Source organism: Arthrobacter cupressi (genome assembly GCF_900099975.1).
GTDB classification, from domain to species: Bacteria; Actinomycetota; Actinomycetes; order Actinomycetales; family Micrococcaceae; genus Arthrobacter; species Arthrobacter cupressi.
Window position 1 is genome coordinate 119561 of record NZ_FNEI01000004.1, and the last position, 14720, is coordinate 134280.

A 14720-nucleotide genomic window follows, 5' to 3' on the forward strand; every position below is an offset into this window, starting at 1 on the left:
GAGCAGCACCCGGGAAGCATCACCATTACCCGGGAGAACTTCCCCAACAGCAGCCATCCGTTTCCGGATGGGCCAAGCTGAGCCCGGCTTACGCTCGTCCCTCCGCCGTCGTACACGCCCCGGGTGACGTAACCGACAGCGCCGAAATGGCCCAAATGTCTAAACTGGTCCAATGACTACAGCAGCTAATCCGTCCGTTGGACTGGTCGGTTGGCGTGGCATGGTCGGCTCCGTCCTGATGCAGCGCATGCAGGACGAGGGCGACTTCGCCAACATCAACCCGGTGTTCTTCTCCACCTCGAACGCAGGAGGTGCCGCGCCTTCCTTCGCTGAAGGCGCAGGCAAGCTCAAGGACGCGTTCGATATTGAGACGCTGGCGAAGCTGCCCATTATTGTCACCGCCCAGGGCGGCGACTACACCAAGCAGGTCCACGGCGAACTGCGCAGCCGCGGCTGGGACGGCCTCTGGATCGACGCCGCCTCCACCCTGCGCATGAACGATGACTCGATCATCGTGCTGGACCCCATCAACCGCGACGTCATCGACAAGGGCCTCGCCAACGGCACCAAGGACTTCATCGGCGGCAACTGCACCGTGTCCTGCATGCTGATGGGCCTCGGCGGGCTGTTCAAGAACGGCCTCGTCGAATGGGGTACCTCCATGACGTACCAGGCAGCTTCGGGCGGCGGCGCGCGCCACATGCGCGAACTGCTCAGCCAGTTCGGCACCCTCAACGCCGAAGTGAGCACCGAATTGGACGACCCCGCGTCGGCCATCCTGGACATCGACCGCAAGGTCCTCGCCCACCAGCGCACCGACATCGACGCCACCCAGTTCGGCGTCCCGCTGGCCGGCTCCCTGATCCCTTGGATCGACGCCGACCTCGGCAATGGCCGGTCCAAAGAGGAATGGAAGGCCGGGGTCGAGACCAACAAAATCCTGGGCACCTCCGATGAGAACCGCATCATCATGGACGGCCTGTGCGTCCGCATCGGTGCCATGCGTTCGCACTCCCAGGCACTGACCCTCAAGCTGCGCGAAGACCTGTCCGTGGCGGAAATCGAGAAGCTCCTGGCCGAGGACAACGAGTGGGCCAAGGTGGTTCCGAACTCCAAGGAAGCCTCCATGGCCGACCTGACGCCGGTTGCTGCCTCCGGCACCCTGGACATCCCGGTGGGCCGCATCCGCAAGCTCGAAATGGGCCCGGAATACATCAGCGCGTTCACTGTGGGCGACCAGCTCCTGTGGGGCGCGGCCGAGCCTCTGCGCCGCATGCTGAACATCGCCACCGGCACGCTCTAAGCTGCCAGCGAAGGCACCCAAGCCAGGCCCCGGCGGATTTTCCGCCGGGGCCTGCTTTTTCACCCTTGTCCACAGGGGCAGGAGTCCCCATCGCGGCGGAGATGCGGAGCGTATTAGGGTCGGCGCAGAACCTTGGCCCACTTCTATCGTTGGGGAATATTTGTGGCAGGAAACCTTTGGGGCGCCGACGTCGCCCAGCTTCGGCAGCTGGCTCAACAGTTCGGGGGCGCCTCTTCATTGGTCGCCCGCGGCTTCGCTACCGTCGAAGCCGGCGGCGAACTGAGTGTCAGCGGAGCCGTCGCAGCTGTAACCGCGGCGCTGACCTCTGCCACACGACGCATGGAAATCGCGTTGCTCACACCGGATTCGGCCGACAGCGTCTTGTCCATCGAATCCGGCGAGTACAAGATCCTGCTCCAGCCCCGCGCCTACCAGAGTTGGTTTGCCATGGCCCAGAACCCGGCGGTCTCCCCGCCGAGGGCAACTTCCATGTGATCCGCAAGCATCTGGAAGACAACCCTGCCGGTGGCGCAACGATCCGGAGGCGAGAAGTCCCCGCTGGCCGCATGCTCTTGCTCAAGCGCCAACGGTTCCTGGACCGTGGGAGACAAAGAAGCCGGAAGCGACTCCATCGACGAGATAGCTGGGCTAAACGACGACGATGTCCTGGCACGGACCAGGGACATCAGGCAGGACTGACGAGTGGCTTTTGATCCCGAACGCCAGGCGCGCGACGACAACATGACGGCCTGGCACCAGCAGGCCGTCGCGGCCGGCCAGAAGCGCACCCTGTCCCGGACGGCTAACGGGGACTTGTACAGTTACGCCCGCGACGAGCTCGGCTTCGCCCGGGCCGGTTCCGGAGCGATCGTCACCTCGTGGTGGGGCATGTGGGTCATGGCCGTGGTGTTCACCGGCATCGCCGTGTTTTCCGTCGTCCTGGTCTTCGCACCCACCGGCCAGGGACAGGGCCCACTGTGGGGTGCGCTGTTCCTGACGGTGTTGAGCATTGGCGGCGTAGCCTACTCCGCGAGTCTTGCCGTCCGTGAACGCTCGGCCAAGCGTGTACGCAGCGAACGCGGCATCCCGGAGCCAAGCCCCCGGCAGCTCAACTGACAGCTCACCCGGCCATGAACTTGAGGTATTTCGCCGCCTGCACCTCGAACGAGCGCGCAGCCGCCGGCGGGAGGCCACCCGGGTCGAACGGTTCGGCCACGACGGCGGCAGTGCGGCCCGTGCCGCTCCTCGCCCAGGTTCCGGTCACCGAGCCGCCGGCGACGATCATCCGTTTGAAGACCCCGTTGCCGCCCGGCACCACCCTCTGGGCGTGCTCCGGGGCGAGGACCAGGCTGCGGTCCTTGTAGCCGAGCAGGAATTCGTCGAACCCGGGCAAGGCGAGCAGCGTGCGGGAGCCGGGGACGCCGTCGTCGAGCAGGGCAGCGGCCTCGGGCGACAGCCAGTAGGAGGTTTCCTCGAACTCCAGCTCCACCACGCGGTCCTTGATCCGGCCCAACGCGGCCTTCACCTCGGTTTTGGGAATCTGGGTCCACCAGCTGAAATCATCCAGGGTGGCCGGGCCGTGGCTGCGCAGGTAGCGGTGCAGGAGTTCGGCGACGCCTTCCTCGCGTCCGAGCTTCCGCGGTTTGGGAATCCATTCCTCGAACGGCATGAACAGCTGCTGGCCTGCGGCTTTTCCCTCCGTGCCCGCCATCGGACCTTGCACCAGCCATGCGTCCAGGCATAGGGTCCCCAGCAGGTGGACCCCGCGCTGGGCCTTGGTGATCTGGCCGTTTTCCTCGAAGGCCTCGAAAAGCTGCTCCCGGGTGGCACCTGTTTGCTCAGCCAGCAGTTCCCCGGCGATGTCCCGGCAATGCGCAACATCCTCGGCCGTGATGCTGAGTTCCCGGTGCCGGCCGGCCATGGTCCGGACCATCCGCGCGCTGGTGATCTCCAGCATCCAGCGCAGATCCTTGGCCGGGACGAGGTGCAGGGTGCCACGGAACGGCCAGGAACGGACCACCACGCCGGAATCGAGGGCAGCCCGCACGTCCGATGCCTTGCTGCCGGGAACCCGCTGCCCCACGGCCCACAGGGCCGAGGCGAGGTCCTGGGCCTGCATCGCGGTCATGTGGCGCACGCAGGCCTCGACCGAGTCGAAGGCGCCGGACTCTCCGGGCGGCCCGCCCAGGAGGCCCTGGCTGGCGAGCCTGAGTCGGCCCATCACTTTGGCGGTGATACGGCTTGTCGCGGAACCCATGACCTCATCCTAGGGGCTGCCGCCCACCGGACTTCCAGCCTCCGCACAGTCGTGTTTCCTAGGCTGGAGGCATGCTTTTCGGTGAGAGCGGTGCGCTCCTGCGGCCCCTGAGCCGGCGCCTGGCGGCCTTCGCCTGGTGCCTGGCCGGCGTGGGCCTGGCCTGCGGGCTCGCCGTCGCCGTCGGCTCGGGGGTGCGGCTCAGCCCGTCCATGCAGGCAGTGCAGGCAACGGGCCTCGCCGGAACCGGGGCATCCGCCCTGTTCCTCGTCCTGGCCATCTGGACCCAGCCCGGCCGCGCCCGGCGGCCGGCGACGGAGCAGGGCGAAACGGACGGTCAGGCACGCAGTTTCCTGCTGGCCGCCGTCGTCATGCTGGTAGCTGTGGCGGGCTTCGCGGCAGCCGGCTGGGTCTCCCCCACCGGGCCGTCACCGCAGAGCATCGCCTTTAGCCAGATCTTCCTGCTGGGCGCCGTGGACTGCGGCCTGACCTTCCTGCTGCTCAACAAGGTGCGCACCCCGGAGGAACGCTAGAGTTCCAGGCCGATCAGCAGCGGTTCCGGGTGCAGTTCGATGCCGAAGTGTTCGACGACGCCCCGCCGCACCTCGCGGGCGACGGCGGCCATGTCTGCCGCACTGGCATTGCCCCGGTTGGTGATGGCCAGGGTGTGCTTGGTGGACAGCGAGGCCCGGCCGCCCGAGACGCTGCCGGCGTCCAGCCCGTAGCCCTTGGCGAAGCCCGAGTGCTCGATCAGCCAGGCCGCGGACAGCTTCACCAGGCCCTCGGCCCCTGCCGGATACTGCGGGGCACCCTCCGGCAGGGCCGTGGCGTCCGCGGCGGGAACCACCGGGTTGGTGAAGAACGAACCGGTGGAGTAGGTGTCCCGGTCCGCGGGGTCAAAGACCATTCCCTTGGACGCCCGCAGGCGCAGGACTTCGCGGCGGACGTCGTTCGCGTAGGCGCGTTTGCCCGGCTCCACCCCGAGCGCGCGGGCGAGCTCGGCATAGCGGACGGGGGCGCTCATGCGGCCCAGCGGCAGCTGGAATTCCACCGTGAGCACCACGTAGCGCGGGGAGCCTTCAACAGTGGTCTGCTTCAGGACGGAGTCACGGTAGCCGAACTTCAGTTCCGAGTTGCTGAAGGTCTTCACCGCGTTGGTCCCGCGGTCCCAGGTGCGCACGGACGCGATGGTGTGCGAGACGTCGGAGCCGTAGGCACCCACGTTCTGCACCGGCGTGGCGCCCGTTGCCCCGGGGATGCCGGAGAGCGCCTCGACGCCGGACCAGGCGTGCAGCACCGCGTGCTCCACGAAGGCATCCCAGTTGTGCCCGGCCTGCACCACCACGGACACACCGCCGCAGCTGTCCTCGGAGTTCACGGTGAAGCCTTCGGACGCGATTTTCAGCACGGTGCCCGGGTACCCGGCGTCCGCGACCAGAAGGTTGGAACCGCCGCCGACAATGAGCAGTTTCTCCCCCGCCGCGTCGGCGGAACGGACGGCGTCGATGATTTCCGCTTCGGTGTGCGCCTCGAGATATCGGGAGGCAGGTCCGCCCACGGCAGCGGTGGTCAGTTCGGAAAGCAGCGTCTGGGTCACCAATCGAGTCTAGCTGGCTATAGGTCGTGTCAAGGCTGTGTCCAGGGCGCGGCGGTTCACGCCTCGGGGAGGGGGCCGGGGGCGCGCGTAATCGGGTGTGGCGGCTGACGGTTTGTTGGCTGGACCGGCGATGGTTCGGGGTGCGCCCACGCTGACTTATCCGACCTCGGGCATTTCACCGGGTCATCTGGCGTCGTTCGGGCTGCACCCGGGGCGAAGGGCCGGGCGCCAAGCTAGAAGCGGCGTAACGCGTGAGCGTCCGCCATAGCCTGCGCGGCGTCTGATCCGGCCCTTCGTCGGTTCCAGCGTCTCACCGGCGTCCGGAGCTGTGAAGTGGTTGGGGGCGCACCTCCTATGAATACCGCAACTGACGCGCCTTCCGGCCGCCCTGAATGGTGCGCCGTCGGCTTGCCGCTGTCAACGTCGTTCGTCCTCGCTGCGCTGCGGGCGCTCCACGTTGACCGCTCCCTCGCGCCGGCGGCGCGATCGGCCAGCTATCCGAGGGCGGTCAGCCGGGATGGTCACGCCCAGCGGGCGGGGTCGTAGACGACCTCGTCCCGGACCATGGCATACGCGATCCTGGTGGCGCGGTGCGCCATCGCGCAGGCAATCACACCGCCTTTCTTCCCCCGGGCCTTGAGTCCATCGGCGTAGGCCCGGCCGGGCGCATCGTTGAACCACAGCCCCATGCCGAGATCAATCAGGGCCCGGCGTAACGCCACACTGCCTTCCCTGCTGATGGTCCCGTCGCGCCGTTTGCCTGCCGACTCATACTGGGTGGGAGATAGACCCGCAGCCCGGTAGATCTGCGATGGCCCGGGCCAGCGCTGCGGGTCACCCAGCGCCCCGGCATAGTTACCGGCCCTCACCACACCCCAGCCGGGAGTCGTGGTAAGCGTCGCGAACGGGCTCAGCGGCAGCAGCCGGGCGATCTCGGCCTCGGCCACTTCAATCTGCGCGCTGAGTTCGGTCAGCAGTGCCAGATCGGCGCCAAGAACCTGCCGAGCCACCGGAGCGTCCACGGTGGTCAGTGCGTCGCGCGCGACCTCAACCAGCCCATCAGCCAGCGGCCGGCGCACCTGGAGCCCGCGGGAGGCTGCGAACCGGATGAACCGGCCCGCACCCAGCGTGGCCAGCCGCTTCGGGTCCGCAAATTCCGCGGCGATGAGCTTTCCCACTTTCGTCCCGAGCACATCCGGCAGGACCAGAGTCAGCCCTGGGAAGGCCCGGTCCAACTGGCCCAGCAGTTGGTTCTTCGTCGCGGTCCGCGCCTGGACCCTGCGGGTCCGATGCGCGGCCCACGCGCCCAACTCACCGATCACGGCCTCACGGGCGGTGACGGGCAGACCCCGGCCAGCCAGCACCAACTCCGTGATCGCCTCCAAATCCAAGGCATCCGTCTTGACCCGCCGCCGTCCCTGGACCCTGCGCTGCTCGGCCACATGCGCCGGATTCAGCTCCAGCACCTGCCAGCCCGCAGGCCACACAGACGGTCCCAGCAGCGGCCGGTGATAATGCCCGGCCGCCTCGATCCCGACTTTCACCGGAACGTCCAACCCGGCCAGCTTGCTTCTGATAAGACCGAGGACCCAGTCCAGACCCCGGCCCGTCATCTCAAAATCCACAGGACCCAACAAGCGGTGCCGGCCGGCATCGGTGACCGATAACGCGACTACATTCTTGCCAACATCCACGGCAACAACCACCAGCGAACCAGCAGCCCCCAGGCTCTGAACAGACATAACAAACACCTCCGAAGGTGCGGGAGGGCCCACGGATAAGCCCCAGGTCCTCAACGGAATCTGATACATCCCGTCCTGACAGCTCCGGAGGTGCTTTGGAAGGACTAACTCAACTCATATCAGCCTGACTGAAGCAGCCCAGCTTTTGGACGCACCGGAGCATTTTGTGCCTCCCGTTCCGGGGTGCACCACCAACGCTGACCATGAAAGTTGGGCTGCTTCAGCCACCCCCAAGCTCAGCCCGGGGCAGAGTAAAAGCTCACACCACGCGCGCGATCGCGAAGCCGTCCCAGCCCTTGGTGCCCACGGTCTGGATGGCCGTGGCGTCCAGGCGGGGATCCTGGCCCAGCATGTCCAGGGCGGCCGTGATCCCGGGGGCGTTGACCTCGTCCATGGAGTTGTCCAGGATGGCGCCTTCCCAGATGACGTTGTCCAGGATGATCACGGTGCCGGGGCGGCCGAGCCGGATGGCCCAGTCCAGGTAGTTCGAGTCGTTCTGCTTGTCGGCGTCGATGAACACGAGGTCGAATGACTCCCCGCCCGCCAACAATGGCAGGGTGTCCAGGGCCGGGCCCACGCGGATGTCCACCTTGTGGCCCACCCCGGCCGCGTCCACGTTCTTCCGCGCCACCTCGGCGTGCAGCGGCAGGTACTCGCAGGTGATGAGCTGGCCGTCGTCGGGCAGCCCCTGGGCCATCCAGATGGTGCTGAACCCGGCCAGCGTGCCGATCTCCAGCACCCGGCGCGCGCCGCTCAGCTGCACCAGCAGCTTGAGCAGCTTCCCGGCGTTGGGCGCCACTTCGATGGCCGGCATCCCGGCGTCCACGGCCGAACGCAGCGCGCGGTCCAGTTCGGGACCGGGATGCACGACGGCGGCGGACAAGTATTCTTCGACCTCTGCCCAAGCGGGCTGGACCCTGTGTTCGAACATGGGCCCCAGTCTGGCACCCGGGCCGCGGGCTGGGAAGGCCGCCGGCATGGTGGGAGAGTAGATCCATGGGAAGTCCATTGCCGTACAAGACCCCGGAGTCCCTGCCCGTTTTCACGGTGGAGTCCGCATCCTTCGAGGACGGGCACACCCTGCCGCCCGCCCAGACCAGCGCCCGCCTGGGCGTCGCGGGCGGCAAGGACGAATCGCCCGGACTGGCCTGGCACGGCGCCCCGGAAGGTACCAAGGGCTATGCCGTCACCGTCTTCGACCCCGATGCGCGCTCGGGATATTGGCACTGGGCCGTCGTCGGAATTCCCGCCGCGACCATGTCACTGCCGGCCGGTGCGGGCACCGCGAACAGCGGTCTGCTTCCCGGCGGCGCGGTCCAGTTAAAGAACGACGCCGGCACGGCCGACTACCTGGGCGCCGCACCGCCCCGGGGGTCCGGACAGCACCGTTATGTGGTGGCCGTTCACGCTTTGGACGTGGCGGACCTACGGCTCACCCGCGGCATGCCAGCGCCTAGGCTCGGGCCGCTGCTGGACAAGCACACCTTGGCCCGCGCCACGATCACGGGCGTGTTCGAGCGGCGCTGACGCCGCTTCCGAGAGGCCGTTCAGGACTCCTGCGCCGAGAGGGCGTCTTCCAGACGCTCCACCTTGCCGGTGAGTTCACCGGAGTAGCCGGGCCGGATGTCGGCCTTAATGACCAGGGACACCCGGCTGCCGTATTTGCCCACGGCCTCGGTGGCGCGCTTGACGACGTCGAACACCTCGTCCCATTCGCCCTCGATGGTGGTGAACATGGAGTCGGTGCGGTTCGGCAGGCCGGAGTCCCGGACGATCTTCACGGCCTCGGCGACGGCGTCGTGCACGGAGCCGTCGGCTGCGGCGGCACTCCCATCGGCGGGCTGGCCGGACGGGGCTACGGAGAAGGCGAGCAACATGGGCCAAGTCTTTCACGGCATGCCCGTGTCATAAAAAAGCGACCACGGCCCCGATTCGGGGGTTGGCGGCGCCCGCGTTGCTAATCTGGGCAGCATGAGTCTGCCCCCAGAACGCAAGCCACTCCGGGCCGATGCCGCCCGGAACGTGGACAAGATCATCACCGCGGCGAGGCAATGTTTCCGCGAACTGGGTCCGGATGTTCCCCTGCAGACCATCGCATCCACCGCCGGCGTCGGGCCGGCCACCCTGTTCCGGAACTTCGCGGACAAACAGCAACTGGTTCTCGCCGCCCTGTCCCGCCAGCTGAGGCTGCATGTGGACCCGGTGGCCGAGGAGGCCCTCGCGGGAATGGACGCCGCGGAAGGGCTCATCAAGGTGATCGACGCCGTCGTGATGGTGGCGAGCGAAGACGCCAACCTGCTGGGCGCCGTCGCCGGAAGGCGCAACCTGCTGATGGGCATCACGGGCGGGCTTGTCGATTCCATGGCGGTCCTGCTGGCCCGCGGGCAGGGACAGGGTTCGCTGCGCAAGGACATCACCATCGAGGACATGATCCGGCTGGTGGCCATGCTGATCGGCTCCGTGGACACCATGGAGCCGGGTTCGAACGCCTGGGAGCGGCCGGTGGCGCTGGTGGAAGATGCCATCCGCACCGAGCGGCCCGGCCGCCCTTTGCCCGCACAAACGCCCATCCCGGGCGTCTTTCTCTAGCTATTTCCCTGGTGGGATCGGCGCCCGCCGCCAACCCGCTTCCTCTTTCCCGGCTGGGGTTCAGCTCGCCGCCCGCTCGTGCTCAAATGGGAGGGTTAGACCGGCTGCCCGAGTCCGACCTCGGCCTCGGCCATATGGAAGGAAGCACATGTCTGACCGCCAGGACTACCCGCCGGTTCCCTCCGACGGAAGCGCGCAGGGCGCGGACCGCAAGGCCCAGGACGGATACCCGGCCGCCCCCGCCGGCGTGACATCGCATGGTAGCGAGAGCGAGAACCCCGCGATCCCTTCGCCGCAGCCAAAGCGGCACAGGCCCCGGACGAATGCCGATTGGTGGCCGAACCAGCTCGACCTCTCGGTGCTCCACACCCACCACCCGGCAGGGAACCCGCTCGGGCCGGGGTTCAGCTACCCGGATGAGTTCAGGAACCTCGACGTCGAGGCGCTCAAGCAGGACATCGTCGATGTGCTGACGACCTCGCAGGAATGGTGGCCCGCGGACTTCGGCCACTACGGCGGGCTGATGATCCGGATGAGCTGGCACGCGGCCGGCACCTACCGCGTCCACGATGGCCGCGGCGGCGCCGGCGACGGCAGCCAGCGGTTCGCGCCGCTCAACAGCTGGCCCGACAACGCCAACCTCGACAAGGCCCGGCGGCTGCTGTGGCCAGTGAAGCAAAGGTACGGCCAGAAGATTTCCTGGGCGGACCTACTTGTTCTCGCGGGCAACGTGGCGCTTGAGTCCATGGGCTTCAAGACTTTCGGATTCGCCTTCGGCCGCGAGGACGTGTGGGAGCCCGAGGAGATCTTCTGGGGACCTGAAGACACGTGGCTGGGCGACGAGCGCTATATCGGTGAAGGGAAGATGGCGCCCGACGTCGGCGCCACTGAGATGGGCCTGATCTATGTCAACCCCGAAGGTCCCATGGGCAATCCCGACCCCGCCGCAGCCGCGGCGTTCATCCGGGAGACGTTCGGCCGCATGGCCATGAATGACGAGGAAACCGTCGCCTTGATCGCCGGCGGGCACACCTTCGGGAAGACCCATGGCGCGGGCGATGCCGACGAGCACGTCGGCCCGGAGCCGGAGGCAGCCGGCTTGGAGAACCAAGGCCTGGGCTGGCTCAGCAGCTACGGTTCCGGCAAGGGAGGCGACACGATCACCTCGGGGTTGGAGGTGACCTGGACGGACAGGCCAACCCAGTGGAGCAACCGCTTCTTCGAAATCCTCTTCGGGCACGAGTGGGAGCTCAGCAAGAGCCCGGCCGGCGCCAACCAATGGGTCGCGAAGGACGCCGACGCGATCATTCCGGACGCACACGACCCGCAGCGGAAGCACCGGCCCACCATGCTCACCACGGACCTTTCGCTCCGCATCGACCCGAGCTACGAGCAAATCTCCCGGCGCTTCCTGGAAAACCCCGACGACTTTGCGCTGGCCTTCGCCAAGGCCTGGTACAAGCTCCTGCACCGCGATATGGGGCCGGTGGGACCGCACCTACTCGGACCCTGGGTCCCCGAACCGCAACTATGGCAGGACCCGATCCCGGCGGTCGAGCACGAGCTGATCGACGAGCAGGACGCCGCCACCCTCAAGGCCCGGCTTCTGGACGCGGGGATCTCCATCCACGAGCTCATCAACACGGCATGGGCGGCCGCGTCCACGTTCCGCAAGACCGACAGGCGGGGCGGGGCCAACGGGGCCCGCATCCGGCTGGAGCCCCAGCGCAGCTGGGAGATCAACCGGGCCGGACAGCTCGATGCCACCCTGGCGGCGATCGAGTCGGTGCAACAGGAATTCAACGCCGCAATGAACGGGGGCAAGAAGGTTTCGCTGGCCGACCTGATCGTGCTCGGCGGCTGCGCGGCGCTGGAGAAAGCCGCAAAGGACGGCGGCGTCGACGTGACCGTGCCGTTCACCCCGGGCAGGGCCGACGCGTCCCAGGACCAGACCGACGTCGAGTCCTTCCAGTACCTCACGCCGCGGGCCGACGGGTTCCGCAACTACGTGCGTCCCGGCGAGAAGTTGCAGCCGGAAACATTGCTGGTCGACAAGGCTTACCTGCTCGACCTCTCCGCACCGGAAATGACGGTGCTCGTCGGCGGCATGCGGGCCCTCGGCGCCAACCTCGGCGGTTCACCGCACGGCGTCCTGACCGGGCGGCCGGGGGTCCTGACGAACGATTTCTTCGTAAACCTGCTCTCGCCGGGCACCCAGTGGAAGGCCTCGGAATCGGAGGAGGGCGTCTTCGAAATCCGGGATGTCTCCACCGGCGAAACGAGATGGACGGCCACCGCCGTCGACTTGATCTTCGGTTCCAACTCCCAGCTCCGGGCGCTTGCCGAGGTTTATGCCAGCAGCGATGCGCGGGAGAAGTTCGTCCGCGACTTCGTGGCGGCTTGGGCGAAAGTCATGGAACTGGACCGCTTCGACCTCCGCTGAGCGACCCTTCGGCCGGCCGCGGAAGCGGCCGGCCTGCTCAGCCCCAGCCCAGCAGGCGCAGTCCCGCAGCCGCCGCGGCGCCGGCGATGACCACCACCAGGAACGGCGCCCGGAGCCAGAGCGCGATTGCGGCCGCGGCCAGGGCGCCGATCCGGGCATCGAGGGCCAAGGACTGCCCGGAGGCAAAGGCGTTGACCACCGTGAGGGAGGCCAGCAGCCCGATGGTCATGGTGCCCGCGATGTGCATGGTGCGCGGATTCTTCAACAGGCTGCGCGGCACGAAATAGCCGGCCAGTTTGGTGGCGTACGCCAGGACGCAGGCGGCCAGGATCCAGGGCCAGAGGTTCATTCCGCCCCCTCCCCGGTGTCGCCGCGGGAATCGCCGCGGCGGTGCGGATACGGGTCGATGTCCGGCTCCAGGCCTTCGTCGCTGCGGGCATGGCTAAGCCAGCCGAAGACCCCTGCCACCGCGGCCGCCACGAGGATGGGGACGCCGGGCGGCACGAACGGGACCGCCACCAGCGTCGCGACGGCGCAGGCGACGGCAATCGCCCACGGCTCGCGGCCCTTCAGCCGGGGCCAGAGCAGCGCGAGGAAGGCGGCGACAGCAGCGCCGTCGAGCCCCCATTGCTTCGGGTCGCCCAGCGCGTTCCCGGCGAGCGCGCCGACGGCGGTGAACAGGTTCCAGAGGACGTAGATGCCGATCCCCGCGGTCCAGAATCCGCGGCGCTGCTCGCCGGGATCGGACTGGCCCGACGCCGTTGCCGTCGTTTCGTCGATGCTCAGCTGGGCCTGGAGGTACTTGAGTTTCCCTTTCGGCAGCAGCAGCGCGTTCATCTGCATGCCGTAGATGCCGTTCCGCAGGCCGAGCAGGGCCGAAGCCGTCATCGCCGCGACCCCGGAACCGCCGCCGGCCACCACCCCGATAAAGGCGAACTGCGAACCGCCGCTGAACAGGAGCAGGCTCAGCGCCATGGTCTGCCAGAAGTCGAAGCCGGACGCCGCGGAGAGGGCGCCGAAGGAAACGCCGTACAGTCCCGTGGCAACGCTGATGGAAAGGCCGACCTTCACGGCCGGGGAGTCGAGCAACTTCGGGGGCATGCCTTCATGCAATCACAGCCCCGCCCGGCACCCTAACTCCGCCCCGGACCAAGCCTCTCGTTCAGAATATTGAACTTAGTTCAGCATAGTGTTAGCTTGGCGGGACGAATTTCGAGGAGGAACTCCATGCGCATTGCCCGTCTGCAGACCCCGTCCGGGCCGACCCACGCCGTGCTGCGCGGGGAACGGTGGGAGCACATCGAGGACCCGTTCGCCGACGAGCCTTCCTTTAGCGGCACCTCCACACCGGCCAGCGACGCCGAACTCCTCGCTCCCGTGCGTCCGTCGGTACTCCTGGGCATCGCGCAGAACCTCGGGAACAACAACCACCCGCTCCCCATCCAGGCCTGGCACAAGTCCGTGCACACTGTCGCGGCACCCGGCGTGGACATCGTGGCCGTGCGCGGGGCCGGCACGGTGAACATCGAAGGCGAACTGGCCGCCGTCCTCGGCAAACGCGCGGAGAACCTCACGCTGGAGAACGCGCTGGACCACGTCCTGGGCTACACGGTGGTCAACGACGTCACCAATGTGGAGCAGAACCAGGCCGACGAGAAAATGTTCCAAGGCAAGGCCGGAACCAACTACACGCCGCTGGGCCCGTGGATCGAAACCGAACTCGAAGACCCGGACAACGTGGCCACCACCGTGACCATCAACGGCGAAACCAAAGCGAAGTCCGGCTCCTTCAACCTCTCCTCCTCGGTGGCAGCCTGCCTGGTGTACGTCACGCGCTGGCTCACCCTGGAGCCCGGGGACGTCGTCATGACCGGCGCGCCCAACACCTTCGTGGCCGTGCAGCCGGGCGACCGCGTGGACATCACCCTGGATGGGATCGGCACCCTGAGCAACCGGGTGGTCTAGGACGGCGACGCCGGCGTGTACACGATCAACTTCAGCGACGGGGCATCGGCGAGCGTCAGCTGGTGGTGCTCGTAGACCTCAGTGCCGCCGTCGGGCCGGTTGAAGGAGCGGGTGCGGGGCGTGAAGCCGCGGACGCCATGGGCCTCCCACTGGGTCCGGAACTCGGGGCTGGACTGCAGCAGTCCGGCCACGAGGCTGGCCTTGCGCGCGTCCTGGATGCGGGACCCGGTCTCCGCCCGGAACTCGGCCAGGAACTGGGCGCTGGTCTGGTCCCAGTCGGGCAGGAGGGCGCGGACAGCCTGGTCCGTGAAGACAAGTTTCAGCAGGTTCCGCTCAGCCCCGGAAACTTCCAGCACCCGCGGAAACAGCTCACTGTAGGCCTGGTTCCACGCCACGATGTCCCAGTTGCCCTCCAGCGCCAGCGCCGGGTTGGGGTCGATGGCGTCCAGGAGCCGCTGCACATGCCCGGTGGTCTCCGCCGTGCCCGGACCGGGGGCCGGCGCCGCATAGCCGAACGGTGTAAACAGGTACCGTTCGCCGGCCGCATCCAGGCGCAGCACGGCGGCCAGCGAGGCCAGCACCTCACGGGAGGGGTTCACTTTGCGGCCCTGCTCCAGCCACGTGTACCAGGTGACCGAGATGGCGGCGAGGAACGCCACCTCCTCCCGGCGCAGCCCCACGTCCTTGCCTCGGGCCAGCGGCAGGCCGTAGGCGCTGCGCACCGCCTCACGACGACGGGCGGCCAGGAAGTTGCCCAGTTCCTTGCGCCACGCTTCGGGTTCCACTGTTCCTGCCGCCTTCCGTTGACCACGAACAACTCTAGTACT

General features: G+C 67.7%; 16 protein-coding genes. 8 read left to right on the forward strand and 8 right to left on the reverse strand.

Annotated features, from left to right (window positions below; all coding sequences use genetic code 11):
• Positions 1-172: 172 nt before the first annotated feature.
• From asd to BLP88_RS06525, 3 genes are all read left to right on the forward strand, one after another.
• Positions 173-1303 (forward strand): aspartate-semialdehyde dehydrogenase, encoded by a 1131-nt coding sequence (asd, locus tag BLP88_RS06515; protein WP_074587867.1) that lies wholly within the window; start codon positions 173-175, stop codon positions 1301-1303.
• Positions 1304-1465: 162 nt separating this feature from the next.
• Positions 1466-1798 carry a hypothetical protein gene (locus BLP88_RS19110; protein ID WP_245679786.1) on the forward strand — a complete coding sequence of 111 codons (333 nt, stop codon included), beginning with the start codon at positions 1466-1468 and terminating at the stop codon, positions 1796-1798.
• 207 nt (positions 1799-2005) lie between these two features.
• Positions 2006-2419, forward strand: coding sequence for a hypothetical protein (locus BLP88_RS06525; protein WP_245679787.1), 414 nt, complete (start codon positions 2006-2008; stop codon positions 2417-2419).
• A gap of 4 nt (positions 2420-2423) precedes the next feature.
• Here the strand turns inward: BLP88_RS06525 and BLP88_RS06530 are convergent, their stop codons facing one another.
• Positions 2424-3560, reverse strand: coding sequence for a winged helix DNA-binding domain-containing protein (locus tag BLP88_RS06530; RefSeq protein WP_074587871.1), 1137 nt, complete (start codon positions 3558-3560; stop codon positions 2424-2426).
• Positions 3561-3631: 71 nt separating this feature from the next.
• Between BLP88_RS06530 and BLP88_RS06535 the strand changes: the two genes are divergently transcribed.
• On the forward strand, positions 3632-4090 hold the full coding sequence (locus tag BLP88_RS06535; RefSeq protein WP_074587873.1) for a hypothetical protein: 459 nt from the start codon (positions 3632-3634) through the stop codon (positions 4088-4090).
• Here BLP88_RS06535 and BLP88_RS06540 read toward each other — a convergent pair.
• The 3 genes from BLP88_RS06540 to BLP88_RS06550 all read right to left on the reverse strand — a co-directional run bounded on the left by BLP88_RS06540 (position 4087) and on the right by BLP88_RS06550 (position 7827).
• Positions 4087-5154, reverse strand: coding sequence for a UDP-N-acetylmuramate dehydrogenase (locus tag BLP88_RS06540; RefSeq protein WP_074587874.1), 1068 nt, complete (start codon positions 5152-5154; stop codon positions 4087-4089). The two genes, BLP88_RS06535 and BLP88_RS06540, sit on opposite strands and share 4 nt — an antisense overlap.
• Positions 5155-5675: 521 nt before the next feature.
• On the reverse strand, positions 5676-6896 hold the full coding sequence (locus BLP88_RS06545; RefSeq protein WP_074588104.1) for an IS110 family RNA-guided transposase: 1221 nt from the start codon (positions 6894-6896) through the stop codon (positions 5676-5678).
• Positions 6897-7155: 259 nt separating this feature from the next.
• Positions 7156-7827, reverse strand: a complete 672-nt coding sequence (locus BLP88_RS06550; RefSeq protein WP_074588106.1) for an O-methyltransferase — start codon at positions 7825-7827, stop codon at positions 7156-7158.
• Positions 7828-7892: 65 nt separating this feature from the next.
• Between BLP88_RS06550 and BLP88_RS06555 the strand changes: the two genes are divergently transcribed.
• A complete protein-coding gene (locus tag BLP88_RS06555) occupies positions 7893-8423 on the forward strand; it encodes a YbhB/YbcL family Raf kinase inhibitor-like protein (RefSeq protein WP_074587876.1) in 531 nt (176 codons plus the stop codon).
• A gap of 20 nt (positions 8424-8443) precedes the next feature.
• Here BLP88_RS06555 and BLP88_RS06560 read toward each other — a convergent pair whose 3' ends face one another.
• Positions 8444-8773: a thiamine-binding protein gene (locus BLP88_RS06560; protein ID WP_074587878.1), complete on the reverse strand. Its 330-nt coding sequence runs from the start codon at positions 8771-8773 to the stop codon at positions 8444-8446.
• A 94-nt stretch (positions 8774-8867) separates the two neighbouring features.
• On the opposite strand from BLP88_RS06560, the gene BLP88_RS06565 reads away from it, so the two are divergent.
• On the forward strand, positions 8868-9485 hold the full coding sequence (locus tag BLP88_RS06565; protein ID WP_074587879.1) for a TetR/AcrR family transcriptional regulator: 618 nt from the start codon (positions 8868-8870) through the stop codon (positions 9483-9485).
• A gap of 148 nt (positions 9486-9633) precedes the next feature.
• Entirely contained in the window at positions 9634-11928 is a 2295-nt protein-coding gene (gene katG, locus BLP88_RS06570) for a catalase/peroxidase HPI (RefSeq protein ID WP_074587881.1), read from the forward strand.
• A gap of 37 nt (positions 11929-11965) precedes the next feature.
• On the opposite strand, the gene BLP88_RS06575 is transcribed toward katG, so the two are convergent.
• Both BLP88_RS06575 and BLP88_RS06580 read right to left on the reverse strand, forming a co-directional pair.
• Entirely contained in the window at positions 11966-12277 is a 312-nt protein-coding gene (locus BLP88_RS06575) for an AzlD domain-containing protein (RefSeq protein ID WP_074587882.1), read from the reverse strand.
• On the reverse strand, positions 12274-13029 hold the full coding sequence (locus tag BLP88_RS06580) for an AzlC family ABC transporter permease (protein WP_074587884.1): 756 nt from the start codon (positions 13027-13029) through the stop codon (positions 12274-12276). The genes BLP88_RS06575 and BLP88_RS06580 overlap by 4 nt, the downstream gene beginning before the upstream one ends.
• Positions 13030-13155: 126 nt before the next feature.
• On the opposite strand from BLP88_RS06580, the gene BLP88_RS06585 reads away from it, so the two are divergent.
• The gene (locus tag BLP88_RS06585) at positions 13156-13893 is read left to right on the forward strand and encodes a fumarylacetoacetate hydrolase family protein (protein WP_074587886.1); all 738 of its coding nucleotides are present in this window, start codon (positions 13156-13158) and stop codon (positions 13891-13893) included.
• On the opposite strand, the gene BLP88_RS06590 is transcribed toward BLP88_RS06585, so the two are convergent.
• Positions 13890-14678 carry a helix-turn-helix transcriptional regulator gene (locus BLP88_RS06590; RefSeq protein ID WP_074587887.1) on the reverse strand — a complete coding sequence of 263 codons (789 nt, stop codon included), beginning with the start codon at positions 14676-14678 and terminating at the stop codon, positions 13890-13892. The two genes, BLP88_RS06585 and BLP88_RS06590, sit on opposite strands and share 4 nt — an antisense overlap.
• Positions 14679-14720: the final 42 nt, after the last annotated feature.